General features: G+C 68.4%; 16 protein-coding genes and 1 tRNA gene. 6 read left to right on the top strand and 11 right to left on the bottom strand.

Annotated elements, in window-relative coordinates; all coding sequences use genetic code 11:
* Positions 1-116 precede the first annotated feature (116 nt).
* On the top strand, positions 117-878 hold the full coding sequence (locus tag ACX93N_RS10695) for a Crp/Fnr family transcriptional regulator (protein WP_459428407.1): 762 nt from the start codon (positions 117-119) through the stop codon (positions 876-878).
* Here the strand turns inward: ACX93N_RS10695 and ACX93N_RS10690 are convergent.
* The 8 genes from ACX93N_RS10690 to thrS all read right to left on the bottom strand — a co-directional run bounded on the left by ACX93N_RS10690 (position 875) and on the right by thrS (position 8,188).
* Positions 875-1,243, bottom strand: coding sequence for a MerR family transcriptional regulator (locus ACX93N_RS10690; RefSeq protein ID WP_459428406.1), 369 nt, complete (start codon positions 1,241-1,243; stop codon positions 875-877). The genes ACX93N_RS10695 and ACX93N_RS10690 overlap by 4 nt on opposite strands.
* The gene (gene ihfA, locus ACX93N_RS10685; RefSeq protein ID WP_350033586.1) at positions 1,224-1,526 is read right to left on the bottom strand and encodes an integration host factor subunit alpha; all 303 of its coding nucleotides are present in this window, start codon (positions 1,524-1,526) and stop codon (positions 1,224-1,226) included. Before ihfA ends, ACX93N_RS10690 begins: the two co-directional genes overlap by 20 nt.
* Positions 1,527-1,538: 12 nt before the next feature.
* Entirely contained in the window at positions 1,539-3,920 is a 2,382-nt protein-coding gene (gene pheT / locus ACX93N_RS10680; RefSeq protein WP_459428405.1) for a phenylalanine--tRNA ligase subunit beta, read from the bottom strand.
* Positions 3,921-3,941: 21 nt separating this feature from the next.
* A complete protein-coding gene (gene pheS / locus ACX93N_RS10675) occupies positions 3,942-4,955 on the bottom strand; it encodes a phenylalanine--tRNA ligase subunit alpha (protein ID WP_459428404.1) in 1,014 nt (337 codons plus the stop codon).
* A 131-nt stretch (positions 4,956-5,086) separates the two neighbouring features.
* On the bottom strand, positions 5,087-5,446 hold the full coding sequence (rplT, locus tag ACX93N_RS10670; protein ID WP_350033592.1) for a 50S ribosomal protein L20: 360 nt from the start codon (positions 5,444-5,446) through the stop codon (positions 5,087-5,089).
* Positions 5,447-5,472: 26 nt separating this feature from the next.
* Positions 5,473-5,667, bottom strand: coding sequence for a 50S ribosomal protein L35 (gene rpmI / locus ACX93N_RS10665; RefSeq protein WP_459428403.1), 195 nt, complete (start codon positions 5,665-5,667; stop codon positions 5,473-5,475).
* Positions 5,668-5,724: 57 nt separating this feature from the next.
* Complete coding sequence (gene infC, locus ACX93N_RS10660) at positions 5,725-6,300, bottom strand: translation initiation factor IF-3 (RefSeq protein ID WP_459428402.1); 576 nt, start codon at positions 6,298-6,300, stop codon at positions 5,725-5,727.
* Positions 6,257-8,188, bottom strand: coding sequence for a threonine--tRNA ligase (gene thrS, locus ACX93N_RS10655; RefSeq protein WP_459428401.1), 1,932 nt, complete (start codon positions 8,186-8,188; stop codon positions 6,257-6,259). The genes infC and thrS overlap by 44 nt, the downstream gene beginning before the upstream one ends.
* A 225-nt stretch (positions 8,189-8,413) precedes the next feature.
* Here thrS and ACX93N_RS10650 point away from each other — a divergent pair, with 225 nt between their 5' ends.
* Together ACX93N_RS10650 and ACX93N_RS10645 are read left to right on the top strand one after the other, a co-directional pair.
* Positions 8,414-8,695, top strand: a complete 282-nt coding sequence (locus ACX93N_RS10650) for a type II toxin-antitoxin system RelE/ParE family toxin (protein ID WP_459428400.1) — start codon at positions 8,414-8,416, stop codon at positions 8,693-8,695.
* Between the two features lie 11 nt (positions 8,696-8,706).
* Entirely contained in the window at positions 8,707-9,009 is a 303-nt protein-coding gene (locus tag ACX93N_RS10645) for a HigA family addiction module antitoxin (protein ID WP_459428399.1), read from the top strand.
* A 23-nt stretch (positions 9,010-9,032) separates the two neighbouring features.
* Here the strand turns inward: ACX93N_RS10645 and ACX93N_RS10640 are convergent, their stop codons facing one another.
* Together ACX93N_RS10640 and ACX93N_RS10635 are read right to left on the bottom strand one after the other, a co-directional pair.
* A complete protein-coding gene (locus ACX93N_RS10640; protein WP_459428398.1) occupies positions 9,033-9,608 on the bottom strand; it encodes a class GN sortase in 576 nt (191 codons plus the stop codon).
* Complete coding sequence (locus tag ACX93N_RS10635) at positions 9,605-11,701, bottom strand: marine proteobacterial sortase target protein (RefSeq protein ID WP_459428397.1); 2,097 nt, start codon at positions 11,699-11,701, stop codon at positions 9,605-9,607. The genes ACX93N_RS10640 and ACX93N_RS10635 overlap by 4 nt, the downstream gene beginning before the upstream one ends.
* Before the next feature lie 163 nt (positions 11,702-11,864).
* Between ACX93N_RS10635 and pdsR the strand changes: the two genes are divergently transcribed.
* Together pdsR and ACX93N_RS10625 are read left to right on the top strand one after the other, a co-directional pair.
* Entirely contained in the window at positions 11,865-12,557 is a 693-nt protein-coding gene (pdsR, locus tag ACX93N_RS10630) for a proteobacterial dedicated sortase system response regulator (protein WP_459428396.1), read from the top strand.
* Positions 12,554-14,602, top strand: coding sequence for an ATP-binding protein (locus ACX93N_RS10625; RefSeq protein ID WP_459428395.1), 2,049 nt, complete (start codon positions 12,554-12,556; stop codon positions 14,600-14,602). Before pdsR ends, ACX93N_RS10625 begins: the two co-directional genes overlap by 4 nt.
* Here ACX93N_RS10625 and uvrB read toward each other — a convergent pair.
* Positions 14,577-16,601, bottom strand: a complete 2,025-nt coding sequence (gene uvrB / locus ACX93N_RS10620; protein WP_459428394.1) for an excinuclease ABC subunit UvrB — start codon at positions 16,599-16,601, stop codon at positions 14,577-14,579. The genes ACX93N_RS10625 and uvrB overlap by 26 nt on opposite strands.
* Before the next feature lie 198 nt (positions 16,602-16,799).
* On the opposite strand from uvrB, the gene ACX93N_RS10615 reads away from it, so the two are divergent.
* Positions 16,800-16,875 (top strand) — tRNA-Asn (locus ACX93N_RS10615).
* The last annotated feature ends 188 nt before the right edge of the window (positions 16,876-17,063 follow it).

Genomic DNA, 17,063 nt, shown 5'->3' with positions numbered 1-17,063 from the left:
TTTCTTGAACGCTAGGCTGTTACGCTATACCCGAGGCCGGGAAACAACGCGAGGGCGAGTAACTCTGGCGCCCGCGAATCTGTGCTTGTAGTGAGTGTCTGAGAGGTTCTAGAGACATGTGGAAGATCGGTGCTATCGAGCATGCCCTGAAGCGGCGAGGATGGTTCCGTGAACAACCCGTGGAGGTGCAACGTGACATTCTCGCCGCGGCCACCTGGCGCGAATACGCTCACGGCGACACTATCCTGCATCCCGGAGCGCTCGAAGATGCGCTTTACGCTGTCGTGTCAGGCATAGTGAAGCACTCTTACGTTACCACGCAGGGAGAGGAGCACCTGGGTTGGATTTTCTGGCCCGGCGACTGGTTCAACGCCATGGCCCTGATCGACGGCCAGGTACTTCCTCACAGGGCACACGTGGCCGGGGCTGTGTGCCTGGTGCGTGTTCCGGGCAAGGCCCTTGCCGCCCTGGCGAGGCGTCAGCCGGATGTCTATCGGCGCCTCGCAGGCATCTGCACCCAAAATTTCCGCGATGTGGCGATGCGCCTGACCGAGGTCGGTTTGCTCAAGCCCGAGCAGCGCATCGCAAGGCTGCTGCTCTCTGTTAATGCCATCGACCTGGAGCTGGGCAGTGAACCGGGTACTCCGCTGCACATCACGCAGAAGGAATTATGTGAGCTATTGCTGCTGTCCCGATCGACCACTGGCAAGGCGTTGGCTTCCTTTAGCGCCGCTGGCTGGATCAGGCACCAATACGGACGGATTCATGTCCTCAAACGCGAACCGCTGATGGCCGTGGCCGGAGAGAGCGAAAGAGAGCCTCCGTGTAGCGAGAGCCGTGACTCTGAGCGGGTCCCCGCCCGCGGTACAACGACCTAGCGGCTGGCGGGCTTGAGGAGTTCGAGGACTTCCTCGAGGTCGCGGATCGACTCCTGGATGGCGGCCTTGAGTTCGGCCGGGCGCATACCCTTCTCGCCGTCGTCCTCCATGCGCTGCCGGGCGCCGCCGATCGTGTAGCCCTCCTCGTAGAGAAGCGAGCGGATCTGGCGGATCGTCAGCACGTCCTCGCGCTGGTAGTAGCGGCGGTTGCCGCGGCGCTTCACCGGCTTGAGCTGAGGGAACTCCTGCTCCCAGTAGCGCAGTACGTGGGGCTTTACCGCGCAGAGTTCGCTGACTTCACCGATCGTGAAATACCGCTTGCCCGGGATGGCCGGCAGTTCGTTGTTATGACTCGGTTCCAGCATAGGCTTCCACCCTGGCCTTGAGCTTCTGCCCGGGCCTGAAGGTTACGACACGGCGGGCGGAAATGGGGATCTCCTCGCCGGTCTTCGGGTTGCGGCCCGGCCGCTGGCTCTTGTCGCGCAGGTCGAAATTGCCGAACCCCGAGAGCTTCACCTGCTCGTTGTTCTCGAGGCACGCGCGGATCTCCTCGAAAAACAGCTCGACGATCTCTTTTGCCTCGCGCTTGTTCAGGCCCAATTCCTCGAACAGGCGCTCGGCCATTTCCGATTTGGTCAGTGCACTCATCAGGCGCGACGCCTAGCCCCGCAACTCCGCGTTATGGTTTTTTACCAGTGAATCAATGACTTGCTCAACGGCCGCCGTCACCTCTTCATCGTCAAGAGTGCGCGATTGATCCCGGAAAGTCAAACCAAGAGCAAGACTTTTTCGTTTAGGATCAATGCCTTTCCCGGCATACACATCAAAGAGCGTTAACTCCTTGAAGTAAGGGCCTGCTGTAGCTCGAACATCAGCCATGATCGCTGCAGCAGGGACCTCGCGGTCGACGATGACGGCGAGGTCGCGGCGGATTTCCGGGTAGCGCGAGACCGGCGTGAAGGCCGGCAGGCGCGCCTTGAGCAATGCCTCGAGGTCTATCTCCGCCACGTACAGCGGGCGATCGAGGTCCAGGGTCGCGAGCGTCTCCGGGTGCAGGGCGCCTAGGTAGCCAACCAGCGCATCGCCGCGGTGCATCGCCGCCGTCTGCCCCGGGTGCAGCCCCGCGCGTTCGGCAGCTGCGAAGGTGAAATCCTCCTCGCAACCGGTGACGGCGAAGAGACTCTCGAGGTCGCCCTTGAGGTCGTAGAAGTCCGCCGCGTCGCGGCTGCCGGCCCAGCCCTCGGGCTGCCGGCGGCCGCCGAGGAGCACGGCCAGGGTCGGCCGCTGGTCAAGGGCACCGTCCTCGCCCGGGAGAAAGCGCAGGCCCGTTTCGAACAGCCGCGGCCGCGGCTGCTGGCGGTTCAGGTTGCGCTGCGCCGTGGCCACCAGGCCCGGGATCAGGCTCGTGCGCATCACCGCCATGTCGCTGGAAATGGGATTGCGCAGCGCCACCGGCGCCAGGTCCGGGTCGAAGAGCGCCTGCTGCGCCGGATCGACGAAGCTGTAGGTGATGGCCTCGCGGTAGCCCCGGGCCGCGAGGTGCCGGCGCAGCCGGCGCGGCGACAGCTGCGTCTCGGGCCGCTGCGGCATGGTGAGATCGGCGCGGATGCGGGTGGCCGGCAGGCGGTGATAGCCGTGGACCCGGCCCAATTCCTCGAGCAGGTCGGCCTCGATGGCAATATCGAAGCGCCAGGGCGGCACGGCGCAGCGCCAGCCGTCGTCCACGGGCTCCACCTCCAGGCCGAGACCGCGCAGGATTTTCTCCACCGCGGCGTTCTCGATGGCCACGCCGAGCACCCGCTCGATGCGGGCGGCGCGCAGGTGCACGGGCTCGCGCACCGGCAGCGCGCCCTCTTCCACCGCCTCGACCACCGGGCCCGGCTCACCGCCGACGATGTCGATGAGCAGCGCCGTGGCACGCTCCATGGCGAGGCGCTGCAGCGTGAAGTCCACGCCGCGCTCGAAGCGGTGCGAGGAGTCCGTGTGCAGGCCGAAGCTGCGCGCCTGGCCGGCAAGGTGCTCCGGGGCGAAGAAGGCCGACTCCAGGAAGATGTCCGTCGTGGCCGGGCTCACACCGCTGCCCTCGCCACCCATGATGCCGGCCAGGGCCAGCGAACGGCGCTCGTCGGCGATGACGAGATTGTGCTCGCCGAGGGTAATCGTGGTGCCGTTCAATAGCTCGAGCGTCTCGCCGGCCTTCGCCGTGCGCACCGTAATACCGCCGGCCAGCTCGCCGAGGTCGAAGGCGTGCATCGGCTGGCCGAGCTCCAGCAGCAGGTAGTTGGTGATATCGACCACCGGGTCGATGCTGCGGATGCCGCCGCGGCGCAGCTTTTCCTGGAGCCAGAGCGGGCTCGGGCGCGACAGGTCGACGTTGCGGATCACCCGGCCGACGTAGCGCGGGCAGCGCTCGGGGGCGGACAGCGTGACCGGGAAGGTATCGTCGATGGTCGCGGGCACCGGCTCAATGGGCGGCTCGCAGACGGCGATACCGTTCAGCGCCCCGACTTCCCGGGCCACGCCGCGCATGCCGAGACAGTCGGCACGATTCGGGGTCAGGTCGACCTCGATGACCACGTCATCGAGCCCCAGGGCCTCGCGCAGGTCCTGGCCGACGGTCGCCTCCGGGGGCAGTTCCATGAGGCCCTCGTTCGCATCCGAGAGGCCGAGCTCGGCCTCGGCACAGAGCATGCCCTGGCTCTCCAAGCCGCGCAGCTTCGCGCGCTTGATGCGGAAATCACCGGGCAGCTCGGCGCCGACGACAGCCAGCGGCGCCTTCAGGCCGACGCGCGCGTTGGGCGCGCCGCAGACGATCTGCAACGTCTCTTCACCGCCCGCGTTAACTCGGCAGACCCGCAGCTTGTCGGCGTCCGGGTGCTGCTCGGCAGCGACGATCTCACCGACCACCACGCCCCGGAAGGCACCGGCCACGGGGCTCACGGCATCCACCTCGAGGCCGGCCATGGTCAGCTGCCCGGCCAGCTCCTCACTGGAAAGCGCCGGGTTCACCCACTCGCGCAGCCATTGTTCACTGATCTTCACGGTTGCTGTCTCCCGGGTGGCCTAGAACTGCGCGAGAAAGCGCAGGTCGTTGTCGAAGAAGAGGCGCAGGTCATTCACGCCGTAGCGCAGCATGGCGAGGCGCTCCACGCCCATGCCGAAGGCGAAGCCCGCATAGCGGTCCGGGTCGATGCCGGACAGCTCGAAGACCCGGGGGTGCACCATGCCGCAGCCCATGATCTCGAGCCAGCCGGTATGGCCGCACACGCGGCAGCCCTCGCCGCCGCAGTGCACGCACTGCATGTCCACCTCCGCCCCCGGCTCGACGAAGGGGAAATAGGAGGGTCGGAAGCGCACAGCCAGGGACTGCTCGAAGAAGGACTGCAGGAAGTCCTCGATCAGGCCCTTCAGGTCCGCCAGGGTGGAGTGCTCGTCCACCAGCAGGCCCTCGACCTGGTGAAACATGGGTGTATGGGTGAGGTCCGAGTCGCAGCGGTAGACGCGGCCCGGGCAGATGATGCGAAAGGGCGGCTCCCGGCTTTCCATGACCCGCACCTGTACCGGGGAGGTGTGGGTGCGCAGCACCGTGCCCTCGTCGACGAAGAACGTATCGTGCTCGGCCCGGGCCGGGTGGTTCGGCGGGAAGTTCAGGGCTTCGAAGTTGTGGTAGTCGTCCTCGATCTCGGGCCCCTCGGCAATCTCGAAGCCCACGGCGCCGAAGAAATCCTCCATGCGCTCGATGGTCCGGGTCACCGGGTGCAGGCTGCCGCTGCCCTCGCCCCGGCCCGGCAGCGTCACGTCGATGGCCTCGGCGGCGAGACGCTCGGCGACGGCGGCGGCATCGAGGGCGGCCCTGCGCCCGGCGATCAGGCCCTGGAGGCTTTCCTTCACCTCGTTGATGCGCGCGCCGGCGGCGGGGCGCTCTTCCGCCGATAGCTTCCCGAGCCCCTTGAGCAACGCGGTGACCCGCCCCTTCTTGCCCAGGTAATCGACCCGAAGCTGTTCCAGGGCGGCACCGTCCTCGGCGGCCTCGATCGCGGCACGGGCCTCGCCGGCCAGCTCTTCCAGGTTGTCCATGTCAGTCCCTTACAGGTCGCGGCGGGTTGGGCGCCGCCAACAAAAACCGGCAATAAAAAAGGGAAAGAGCAAGGCCCTTTCCCTTCATCTACTGGTGCAACAAGCAAACCGCCGGAGCGGCGGGATGGGTCTTACGCGGCCAGCGCCGCTTTCGCCTGCTCCACCACCTCGGCAAAGGCCGGCTTGTCGTGCACGGCCAGGTCGGCAAGGACCCGGCGGTCCAGCCCGATCTCGGCCTTCTTCAGGCCGTTGATGAACTGGCTGTAGGGCAGGCCGTTGGCCCGTGACTGGGCGTTGATCCGGGTGATCCAGAGGGCCCGGAACTGGCGCTTGCGCTGGCGACGGTCGCGGTAGGCATACTGCCCGGCCTTGGTGACCGCCTGCTTGGCTACGCGGAACACGCGGCTGCGCGCACCGTAGTAACCCTTGGCCTGCTTGAGAATCTTCTTGTGCCGCCGATGGGCGACGACACCACGTTTTACGCGAGGCATGGTTGTCTCCTGTGTCCGTCAGTCGCTTAGCGTGCCCGCAGCATGCGGTCGATGAGCACCTTGTCGCTCGGGTGGATCCTATCCGTCCCGCGCAGCTGGCGCTTACGCTTGGTCGTCATCTTGGTCAGGATGTGGCTCTTGTACGCGTGCTTGCGCTTGTAGCCGCCGGCGGTCTTCTTGAACCGCTTGGCCGCCCCGCTGTGAATTTTTGCTTTCGGCATGTCAGTACTCCGCTTTCAGAGTTTCAGTAATGAGCGCACCAGGGCATTCACGGGCCGCTAGCCGCTCTTCTTTCTCGGGGCGATGACCATGGTCATCTGCCGCCCCTCCATCTTCGGGAACTGCTCGACGGACCCGAGTTCCTCGAGGTCCGCCTCCACCCGCTTGAGGAGCTCCAGGCCGAGTTCCTGGTGGGCCATTTCACGGCCGCGGAAGCGCAGCGTGACCTTGGCCTTGTCTCCGTTCTCGAGGAAGCGCACCAGGTTGCGCAGTTTCACCTGGTAGTCGCCCTCTTCCGTCCCGGGACGGAATTTCATTTCCTTGATCTGCGTGCGCTTGGCCTTCTTCTTCTGCAGGTTTTTCTGCTTCTTGGCCTCGAACACGTGCTTGCCGTAGTCCATGATCTTGCAGACCACGGGATCGGACTGGTCAGCGATGAGCACCAGGTCGAGGCTTTCCGCCTCGGCCTTCGCCCGGGCCTCCGCCATCGGAACAATGCCGATCTGTTCGCCGTCGGACCCGATCAGGCGACAGGTGCTCGCCGTGATTTCGTCGTTCGTTAGGGCGCGTTTGCCCTTGCCTGCGTCTTTCTTAATGCTGCTTCTCCAATACAATACGACCGCGCCGCGCCACATCGTCTGCGAGGAGGCGGCTGAACGCCTCGAGGTCCATGGACCCCAGATCCTCGCCGGTGCGGGCGCGCACGGCCACGGTCTGCGATTCGACTTCCTTGTCCCCGATCACAAGCAGATAGGGGACACGCTGAATCGTGTGCTCGCGGATTTTAAAGCCGATCTTTTCATTTCTCAAGTCCGAAATGACGCGAAAGCCCTTGTTTTGCAAGGAATCTTCCACACTTTTCACGTAATCGTGCTGCTTGTCGGTAATATTCAGCACCACCGCCTGGGTCGGCGCCAGCCACGCCGGGAAGGCGCCCTCGAAGTGCTCGATGAGAATCCCGATGAAGCGTTCGAAGGAACCGAGGATGGCCCGGTGCAGCATCACCGGCACTTTCCGCGACCCGTCCTCGGCCACATACTGCGCGTCCAGGCGCCCCGGCATGGAGAAATCCACCTGGATCGTGCCCAGCTGCCAGACCCGGCCGATGCAGTCCTTGAGGGAGAATTCGATCTTGGGCCCGTAGAACGCGCCCTCCCCCGGCAGTTCCTCCCAGTCGAGGCCCTGGGCATCGAGGGCGTCGGCCAGGGCCTTTTCCGCACGGTCCCAGTCGGCGTCGGTGCCCACCCGTTTTGGCGGGCGAGTGGACAGGCGGTAGATGACGTCGTCGAAGCCGAAATCGGCGTAGACGGCGTGCAGGAAGTCGATGAAGCCCGACACTTCCTCCTGGATCTGCGCCTCCGTGCAGAAAATGTGGGCATCGTCCTGGGTGAAGCCGCGGACGCGCATGATGCCGTGCAGCGAACCGGACGGCTCGTTGCGGTGGCAGCTGCCGAACTCGGCCAGACGCAGGGGCAGGTCGCGGTAGGAGCGCAGGCCCTGGTTGAACACCTGCACGTGGCAGGGGCAGTTCATGGGCTTGACCGCGTAGTCGCGCTCCTCCGCCTGCAGCATGAACATGTCGTCGCCGAACTTGTCGGCGTGGCCGGACTTCTGCCACAGGGTCATGTCCACCACCTGCGGGGTGCGGATCTCCTGGTAGCCGTGGGCGCGCTGCTGCGACCGCATGTACTGCTCGATCACCTGGTAGATGGACCAGCCCGCCGGGTGCCAGAAGACCATGCCCGGCGCCTCTTCCTGGGTGTGGAAGAGATCGAGCTTACGGGCGATCTTGCGGTGATCGCGCTTCTCGGCCTCCTCGAGGCGCTTCAGGTACTGCTTGAGCTGCTTCTTGTCCGCCCAGGCCGTACCGTAGATGCGCTGCAGCATCTCGTTGTTCGCGTCACCGCGCCAGTAGGCACCTGCCAGCTTGGTCAGCTTGAAGGCACCGAGCCTGCCAGTGCTGGGCACGTGGGGGCCGCGGCAGAGGTCCATCCACTCGCCCTGGCGGTAGACGGAGACTGCCTCGTCCTCGGGCAGTTCGCGGATGATCTCCACCTTGTACTGCTCGCCCAGGTCGCGGAACAGGGCCACGGCCTCCTCCCGCTCCATGACAAGGCGCTCCACGGGCAGATCCTCGGCGGCGAGCTCGGCCATGCGCTGCTCGATCCTCGGCAGGTCGTCCGGCGTGAACTGGTGCTCGCCGGCAAAATCGTAATAGAAGCCGTCCTCGATCACCGGGCCGATCGTGACCTGGGTGCCCGGGTACAGATCCTGCACCGCCATGGCCAGCAGGTGGGCCGTGGAGTGGCGGATGACCTCGAGACCCGCGTCGTCGCGGCCCGTGATGATGGCGAGCTGCGCGTCGCCGTCGATGCGGTGGCTGGTGTCGACCTCGCGGCCGTCGACCACGCCGGCCAGGGCGGCCTTGGCGAGGCCCGGGCCGATGTCGGCGGCGACCTCGGCCACGGTGACCGGGTTCGCAAATTCGCGGATGCTTCCGTCGGGCAGGGTAATGGCGGGCATGCTGATCCTCCTCCAGTGGTGGCCCCTACGCCAGGCCACGTGACTAACTGTTCAGCGCCGGCGACGCCGGCCTGTAAAGGCCGCGCATGATGCCCGAAAACGCCGGCGATTAAAACCACGCGGGTTGTCCACGGGCCCGGGTTCACACGCAGCCGCTGTAGCCGGAACACAAATGGCTGATAGATACACTTGACGTACATAGATACGCTCAACATACTCACCAGAATGATCAAGACGTGGGCAGATCGCGAAGCGGAAAAGGTCTTCGGCAACGCGGTCTCCCGCCGGCTGGGCCCCGATGTCAGCCGAGTGGCGCGAAGGAAGTTGAAGATGCTGCACGCCGCGACGAGCCTGGCCGACCTGCGGGTACCACCGGGGAACCGGCTGGAAGCCCTTAAGGACAATCGCAAGGGCCAGCACAGCATCCGCGTGAACGACCAGTACCGGGTCTGTTTCCGCTGGCGAGCTGGCGATGCGTTCGACGTCGAGATCGTGGACTACCATTGAGGAAGAGCACGATGAGCAGCCTGACGCTGAACCCAATGCATCCGGGTGAAGTGCTGCGCGAGGAGTTCATGGCACCCCTTGGCCTGACTGCCTACCGCGTCGCCAGGGCGATCGACGTGCCGCCGAACCGTATCCAGGACATCGCACGCGAGCAAAGGAACATCACACCCGGTACGGCGCTACGCCTTGCGAAACTGTTCGGGAACTCCCCGGAGTTCTGGATGAACCTGCAGACCCATTACGACCTCGAGTGCGAGCGTCAGAGTAGCGAAGCGGCGATCGAGGCGATCAGGCAGATAGTCCTTGAGGCCTGACGAGGCCACTGCATCGCAGCCGGTTATTGCGCGCCGCCTATGACCGCGGCCGCCTCCACCACGTAACGCAGCGGCCCGCCCGCTACGACCGCGTCGAACGGAAAGCAGGTCACCAGCACCAGGCCATCCGCCAGCCCGGCTCGCAGCGGCCCGGCGCGGCTGTCGAAGACGCGCTGGCTGACGACCGCGTAGTGCCGGGTCGTGCCGGCCCGGTCCGTGAGCTGAAGGCGATCACCCGGGGCGATGGCCGCCAGCCAGGCGAAGTGGGTGTCGCGATGGCCGGCGAGGAGGACGACACCGGGCTCCCCCGGCGCGGCGCCGGCCGGATCGAGCCCCGGACCGAAGGCCAGGGCCTGGCCGCTGGTGCCGTGCAGGACGTACTGCGTCTTGCCCAGCGAAGGCACCGATAGCCGGGCCACGGGCCAGGTGTCGGCCCAGGGCCAGGGGCGGGCCGGCTCCTGCGCGACCTCCTGCGCCCAGGCCCGGGCGATCAGCCACTGCGCCAGCACCGCCTTGCCGTGGATCGCGGCCGCACCGCCGAGCAGCCAGGCCGACGCGGCCAGCGCGCCGGCCGCCAGCAGCACTCGGGCCCGCTTCATCCCCGACCGCCCCGCAGCGGTGCGCCCTCCCCGGCACGGTCCTCCTGGCGCAGGGCGACCACGATCACGCCGGTGAAAAGCAGCAGCAACCCCGCCCAGGCCCGCGCCCGCGCCGTGGTCGCCGTCGCCGGGAAGGCGAACGGCTGCGGCGCCTGGCCCGCGGGGCGGGTGTTCGGCACCGGGCTGTCATCGGCTTTTGCTCCCTCAGGCCGCGCGCGCCGCTCCTCGACGGCAATGAAGCTGGTGAAGGGCGTAAGCAGCTGGTGGGCCAGGGCGAGGGGCAGCACCTCGGCGCGCACCTGCGCCCGGTCGGCCCCGACCTCGAGCGTATCCAGCAGCGCCTGCACGCGGCCCCGGGCCCAGAGCGTGCCCACCCCGGAAGCGTTGCCGCTCGCCGCATCCGCCCGCAGCGTCTGCGCCCAGGGCTGCCCACCCCGGCGGCCGGTCAGTGCCACCGCCCCCGCCAGCGGTGCGTCGAGGGCCACGGCCTGCAGCACCGGCTGGCCGGCGTAGAGATCGGGAACGATCGCCGGTACCGCCTCGACGCCGACCGGCCAGCGCACATTGATGTCGGTGAGGACAGGGCTGGCCAGCCGCGCCAGCAGCGCATCCATGGCCGGCCCGGCCTCTTCACGCCGGCCGACGTGCACAAAGCTACCGCGGCCCGCCTCAGCGGCGCGGCGCATGAACCAGCTGTTCGGGGCCGCGCCGATACCGACGGTGAACAGCCGGGCCCGCCCCAGGCGCTCGCGAATGCGGGCAAAGAGCGCGCGCTCGTTGCCCACCGCGCCATCAGTGATGAACACGACCTGCCGCAATCGCCCCGCGCCCTGCTCCACTGCCGGCAGCGCCAGGTCCAGCGCCGGGCGCATTTCCGTGCCGCCGCGGGCATCCAGCCGGCCGACGAAACGGCGCGCGGTGGCGAGCGCCTCCGGCGAGGCGGGGCGACTCGCCGGGTAGAGGGCGTCGACCTTGTCGTCGAAAGCGATGACGTTGAAATGGTCTTCGGGCCGCAGCGCGGCCAGGGCCGCGCGCACGCTGGCGCGCGCCTGCTCGATGGGTGTCCCGCCCATGGAGCCCGAGCGGTCCACCACCAGCACCAGCTCGCGCGGTCCCGGCGGCTCACCGCCCGGGCGCGGCGGCAGGAGCATCAGGTAGGCGTAGTGCTGCCCGTCGACCGTTTCGGTGTAGAGCGCCGCCGCCGGCGCCGCGCCGCGCACCGGGCGCCAGCGCAGGACCAGGTCCCGGTCCATCTCCGTCACGCCGCGGCGCAGCCGGGCGCGGTAGCGAGCGGCGTCCCGCTCGAGGCTGAGATCGTGGTAGAGCGCGTCTACGGACGCGAGAGGCACACCGGCGTCGAGCACCAGCTCGAGGCGCAGGGGGTTGAGCGGCGCCGCATCGCTGCCCTCGACGGCGTGCTGGAAGGGCGTGATGCGGTGAGCATCCGGCACCTGGTCCGAGGGCCGGCTCCAGCTTTCAACGGGCGTACCGGGCTCGCCCGCCAGGGCCTGGCCGGCTATGTAGCGCGGCGTCACGGTGCTCGGGAAACGCAGGGAGAACACACCGTCCTCGTAGGCGACGGGCAGCACGAGTTCCAGGCGCACCCGCACCGTCTCCCCCGGCGGGATGTTGGCGAGGCGGCTGGTGAACAGGTTCGGCCGCTGCTGCTCGACGAGCGCGGCCTGCTTGCCCTCGCGCTGCGCCGCCGCAAAGACCTTCGCCGCCTCCTCCCGCTCGCGGACCCGGCCGCGGATCAACCGCTCGCCAAGCACGAAGTCGAGGCGCCGCACCGCGGCCTGCTCCGGCAGCGGAAAGCTGTACACGCCGTGGCGCCAGCCGGCCGCGCGGTTCTCGAAGGACTGCTCGAGCACCGCCACCGCCAGCAGGCCGTGGATCTCGAGCGACAGGTGGCTCGCCTGGCGCAGCGACAGGCTCGCCTTGCCGGCGTCGTCGACCAGCGCGAGCGTGGGGCCCTCGGCGCGCGCCGGTGCCGTGTCCAACAGCAGCAGGCAGAGAATCACCAGCACCGCGCGGGCAAGCCAGCGCAGCGCCGCATCGGCGACGGAGCAGGGGAAGGGAGCGGGCGATGCCATGGCGGGTCTCCTTGGGTGTTTCCGCCAGTACACCGCCCCGCAGTGGCAGGCGGCCGCCCTCCCCGTGGCGCCCCGCTGATCAATTGTGGCGAATTCTGGCAGCCGCTTGAGGGGGGGCGGGCTTTCTGGAATGCTGCGCTCAATCCAGGCAAGGCAGAGCGCCATGCGCCAGCACATCGCCATCGTCGAGGACGAGGCCGCCATCGCGGCCAACTACAGCGAGGCCCTCGCCCGCCAGGGCTTCCGGGTCAGCATCTACCGGGACCGGCCGAGCGCCAGCACGGCGCTCGCCGACCAGCTGCCTGACCTCGCCATCATCGACGTGGGCCTCGGCGACGACGTGGAAGGCGGCTTCGAACTCTGCCGCGAGCTGCGCGCCCGCAGTCAGGAACTGCCCATCGTCTTCCTCACGGCGCGCGATTCGGAGCTGGACATCGTCTCCGGGCTGCGTCTCGGCGCCGATGACTACCTCACCAAGGACATCAGCCAGGGCCACATGCTCGCCCGCATCCACGCCCTGCTGCGCCGGGTGCAGGCCCTGCGCGCGCCGGTGGCCCATGAGGACGTGCTCGAGCGGGGCCCCCTGGCTCTCAACGTGGAGCGCATGACCGCGCACTGGGCCCAGGCGCGGGTGGACCTCACGGTGACCGAGTTCTGGATCGTCCACGCCCTCGCCCGCCACCCGGGCCACGTGAAGAACCGCCAGCAGCTCATGGACGCCGCCAACGTGGTGCTCGACGACAACACGGTGACCTCGCACATCAAGCGGATCCGCCGCAAGTTCCAGGGCATCGACGAGGACTTTGCCGCCATCGAGACGGCCTACGGCATGGGCTACCGCTGGCAGGACGCGTGAACCTCCGCCGGCAGCTGCTGGCTGTCTCCCTGCTGCTCCTCGCCCTGCCCTGGGCCGGCTGCCAGTTCGTGCGCGAGATGGAAGGCGCCCTGCGCAGCGGCCAGGCCCGCGCCGTGGCGGCCAGCGCCCGCGCCATCGCCGCCTCGCTCCACGACCAGCCGCAGCGCTTTGCGCCAGCGCCGCTCACAGAGCGCGCCCCGGCAGGCGCGAACAGCCTCTACGCCGCCCCGGGGGCGCCGGTGATTATCGACGGCTATGCGGACGACTGGGCCGGCACGACGCGGCAGGCACTGGACAGCGGCGACGGCTTCGCCGTGCGCTACGCCCTGCGCGAGCACGGCGCGCGCCTCTACCTCCTGCTCGAGGTCCGTGACCCGACTCCTCGCTACAGCGACCCGCTGCGCGCCGGGGAGAACGGCGACCGCGTGCGCCTGCGCTTCGGCGCCGACGGCTGGCGCGAGGCCCTGGTCGCCACGGCGGCCCCGGGCCGCGTGCGCGGGCGGCCACGCAACAGCAGCCTCTCGCTCCTCGATGCGCGGCGCATCCGCGGCAGCTGGCAGGACGGCGCTGGCGGCTACAGCCTGGAGCTGGACCTGCCGCTGACGCTGCTCGACGGCCGCCTCGCCTTCGAGGTGGTCGATGCCGCCGGCGACCGGGACCGGGCGGCGCTCGGCAACCTCGATGGCGGGCCCGCGCCGGTCGTCGTGCGCCGGGCCGCGGCGCTGGATGCGCACCTGGCGCGCTTCGCGGACCCGGGCACACGACTGCAGGCACTGGACAGCCAGGGCTACGTCGCCGGTGCCGCCGCCGGCGGCCCCGCCCGGGGCAGCGGCGAGGAGGACACCTTCTGGGCCCTGCGCGCGCTGTACCGGAGCATCCTGCGCGACCGGCCCCTGCCACCGGCACCCCGCGCCGGCGACGGTCGGCTGCCGGCCGCGGAAGCGGAGCGGGCCCTCGCCGGGGAGCCCGCCACCGCCTGGTACCGCGGCGAGGGCCGCGGGACCCGCGTCGCCGCCGCGGCACCGGTGCTTGCCGGGGGCAGCGTGATCGGCGCCGTCCGCGTCAGCCAGGACAGCGAGCAATACCTCGCCCTCGCCGATGAAGCCACCGGGCGTGTGCTGGCGCTCAGCCTCGCCGTGATGCTGCTGGCTGTCATCGTGCTCCTCGGCTATGCGAGCCTCCTCGGCTGGCGCATCGGCCGCCTCGGGCGTGCGACCGCGGCGGTGGTCAGCGAGGACGGCGCGGTGGCCGGGAGCTTCCCGCGCAGCGATGCCCGCGACGAGATCGGCGACCTCTCCCGCCGCTTCGCGGACCTGCTCGAGGCCATCGCGGGCTACAACGATTACCTCAGGCACCTCGCCCGGCAGCTCGGCCACGAGCTGCGCACGCCGATCGCCGTGATCCAGTCCTCCCTCGACAACCTCGAAGACGGGAACCTCTCACCGGCAGACCGCGCCACCTACCTGCAGCGCGCCCGGGACGGGCTGGGCCGCCTCGGCCGCATCCTGGCGGCCATGAGCGAGGCGTCGCGGCTGGAGGACAGCATCCGCGCGGCGGAGCTGGGGCCGGTGGCGCTGCGGCCGTTGCTGGCGGAAGTGGTCGCGGCCTACGACGACAGCTACGCGGCCCATCGCGTGCGCTTCTCGGCCGCGGCGGGCACGGAACGTGCCACGGTCCAGGGCAGCGCCGAGCTGCTGGTGCAGGCTCTCGACAAGCTGGTGGACAACGCGGCCTCCTTTGCACCCGCGGGCAGCGAGGTCACCGTGCTGCTGCGCCCGGCAGCAGATGGCTGGGAGGTAGCCGTGGAGAACCCGGGCCCAGGCCTTCCGGACACACTGCGCGGACAGCTCTTCGAGCCCATGGTGTCACTGCGCGTCGAACGCGGCGACTCCCCCCACCTCGGCCTGGGGCTGCACGTGGTGCAGCTCATCGCCCGGCGCCTCGGCGGCAGGGCGACAGCGGAAAACCGTCCCGGGGGGGATGGTGCAGTTTTCAGCCTGTGGCTGCCGCGGGCAGCAGTCAGTTCAGGAACGCCAACTGCTTGAGCTCCGCGACCTGGTCGCGCAGCGCCGCGGCCTCCTCGAACTCGAGGTTCTTCGCGTGCTCGTGCATCTGCTTTTCCAGGGTCTCGAGCTTGCGGGCCAGGGCCGCTGGTGACAGGTTCTTGAGGTCGGCGCTGTAGCTGAGGCTGTCCTCGGCCACCTTGCGCCCCTTCGCCCGCGCCTTGGTGGGCATACGCCGGGCACCTTCCATGATGTCGGCGACGGACTTCTCCACCCCCTTCGGCGTGATGTGGTGTTCCTCGTTGAACGCGATCTGCTTCTCGCGCCGGCGCGCCGTCTCGTCCATGGCGCGCTGCATGGAGCCGGTGACGTTGTCGGCATAGAGGATCGCCCGGCCCTGCAGGTTGCGGGCGGCGCGGCCGATGGTCTGGATCAGAGAGCGGTCCGAGCGCAGGAAGCCTTCCTTGTCGGCGTCGAGGATGGCGACCAGCGCCACCTCGGGCATATCCAGGCCCTCGCGGAGCAGGTTGATGCCCACGAGCACGTCGAACTTGCCGAGGCGCAGGTCGCGGATGATCTCCACCCGCTCCACCGTGTCGATGTCCGAGTGCAGGTAGCGCACGCGAATGTCGTGCTCGGCGAGGTACTCGGTGAGGTCCTCGGCCATGCGCTTGGTCAGCGTGGTGACCAGTACCCGCTGCCCCGTGTCGATGACCGTGCGGATCTCGCCGAGGAGGTCGTCCACCTGGGTGCTCGCGGGGCGCACCTCCACCGCCGGGTCAACCAGGCCCGTGGGACGCACCACCTGCTCCACCACCTGCCCGGCATGCTCCTCCTCGTAAGGCCCCGGCGTGGCGGAGACGAACACGGCCTGGGGCAGCAGCTGCTCCCATTCCTCGAAGCGCAGGGGCCGGTTATCCAGCGCCGACGGCAGCCGGAAGCCGTACTCCACCAGTGTCTCCTTGCGCGAGCGGTCGCCCTTGTACATCGCCCCGATCTGGGGAATGGTGGCATGGGACTCGTCGATGATGCAGAGCGCGTCGTCCGGCAGGTACTCGAAGAGCGTCGGCGGCGGCTCGCCCGGGGCGCGGCCGGAGAGATAGCGGGAGTAGTTCTCCACGCCCTGGCAGTAGCCGAGCTCGCGGATCATCTCGATGTCGTAGCGGGTGCGCTGCTGCAGGCGCTGCGCCTCGACCAGCTTCTCGGCACCCTTCAGCTGGGCCACCCGCTCCTCGAGCTCCTCCTCGATCTGGTCGATGGCCCTGAGCATCACGTCCCGGGAGGTGACGTAGTGGGTCTTAGGGAAGATGGTGACCCGCGGCAGCCGGTCGCCGATGGCCCCGGTGAGCGGGTCGAAGGTGACGATGTTCTCGATCTCCTCGTCGAAGAGCTCCAGGCGCACCGCCTCGGACTCGGCATCGGCGGGGAAGATGTCGATCACGTCGCCGCGCACCCGGTAGGTACCGCGGGAAAAATCGACGTCGTTGCGGGTGTACTGCAGCTCGGCCAGCTGCCGCAGGATCTCGCGCTGGTCCACCATCTCGCCGCGGGACAGGTGCATGACCATGCGGAAGTAGGACTGCGGATCGCCGAGGCCATAGATGGCGGAGACCGTCGCCACCACGAGGCAGTCCCGCCGCTCAAGGAGCGCCTTGGTGGCCGAGAGGCGCATCTGCTCGATGTGGTCGTTGATGGAGGCGTCCTTCTCGATGAAGGTATCCGAGGACGGGACGTAGGCCTCCGGCTGGTAGTAATCGTAGTAGGAAACGAAATACTCCACGGCGTTGTCCGGCAGGAACTCGCGGAACTCGCCGTAGAGCTGCGCCGCCAGCGTCTTGTTGTGCGCCATGACGATCGTGGGCCGCTGCAGGCGTTCCACCACGTGGGCCATGGTGAAGGTCTTGCCGGAGCCGGTGACGCCGAGCAGCGTCTGCGACGCCAGCCCCGCCTCGATACCCTTCACCAGGGCGTCGATGGCGGCCGGCTGGTCACCGGCGGGCTGGAATTTCGAGGCGACCCGGAAGGGTTTGCCGGTGGACACGGGCGGACTCCGTTAAGCGAGGCTAGCCCGCCATTATGACGAACTCATGGCGGCCTCGCTAAGGGGTGGCGCCCCCCGGCCCTCCCGCAGCCGTCAAACCCCGGGCTGGCGGGGCCGGGCCCGGTGGGGCCGGGCCCGGTGTTGACCGCCGCCGCCTCCGCCAGTAATATGCGCGCCTCTCGCCCCGGGCGAGACTACTCCGCCTTAGCTCAGTTGGTAGAGCAACTGACTGTTAATCAGTGGGTCGCTGGTTCGAGCCCAGCAGGCGGAGCCAAATTCCTATAGGAGACAGGGGGTTACAGCGATGTAGCCCCTTTTTTTGGGTTCTTCGAAGGTTTCCGGGGACGTTGAGCCCCTGACCTCACCCGCCGTATTGTGCCCGAGACCGCATGGGAATGGGGCACGGCAATGTTTGATCGCAAGACGGTGGGTAAGCTGGGCGGCTGGACGGGCTACCGGGTG

Source organism: Pseudohaliea sp., assembly GCF_054552115.1.
This window is presented reverse-complemented; position numbering and strand designations above follow the sequence as displayed.

Coding starts and splice junctions, on each gene's coding strand:
- ACX93N_RS10695 (WP_459428407.1), top strand. CDS start 117: ATGTGGAAGATCGGTGCTATCGAGCATGCCCTGAAGCGGCGAGGATGG.
- ACX93N_RS10690 (WP_459428406.1), bottom strand. CDS start 1,243: ATGCTGGAACCGAGTCATAACAACGAACTGCCGGCCATCCCGGGCAAG.
- ihfA (WP_350033586.1), bottom strand. CDS start 1,526: ATGAGTGCACTGACCAAATCGGAAATGGCCGAGCGCCTGTTCGAGGAA.
- pheS (WP_459428404.1), bottom strand. CDS start 4,955: ATGGACAACCTGGAAGAGCTGGCCGGCGAGGCCCGTGCCGCGATCGAG.
- rplT (WP_350033592.1), bottom strand. CDS start 5,446: ATGCCTCGCGTAAAACGTGGTGTCGTCGCCCATCGGCGGCACAAGAAG.
- rpmI (WP_459428403.1), bottom strand. CDS start 5,667: ATGCCGAAAGCAAAAATTCACAGCGGGGCGGCCAAGCGGTTCAAGAAG.
- infC (WP_459428402.1), bottom strand. CDS start 6,300: ATGTGGCGCGGCGCGGTCGTATTGTATTGGAGAAGCAGCATTAAGAAA.
- thrS (WP_459428401.1), bottom strand. CDS start 8,188: ATGCCCGCCATTACCCTGCCCGACGGAAGCATCCGCGAATTTGCGAAC.
- ACX93N_RS10650 (WP_459428400.1), top strand. CDS start 8,414: ATGATCAAGACGTGGGCAGATCGCGAAGCGGAAAAGGTCTTCGGCAAC.
- ACX93N_RS10645 (WP_459428399.1), top strand. CDS start 8,707: ATGAGCAGCCTGACGCTGAACCCAATGCATCCGGGTGAAGTGCTGCGC.
- ACX93N_RS10640 (WP_459428398.1), bottom strand. CDS start 9,608: ATGAAGCGGGCCCGAGTGCTGCTGGCGGCCGGCGCGCTGGCCGCGTCG.
- ACX93N_RS10635 (WP_459428397.1), bottom strand. CDS start 11,701: ATGGCATCGCCCGCTCCCTTCCCCTGCTCCGTCGCCGATGCGGCGCTG.
- pdsR (WP_459428396.1), top strand. CDS start 11,865: ATGCGCCAGCACATCGCCATCGTCGAGGACGAGGCCGCCATCGCGGCC.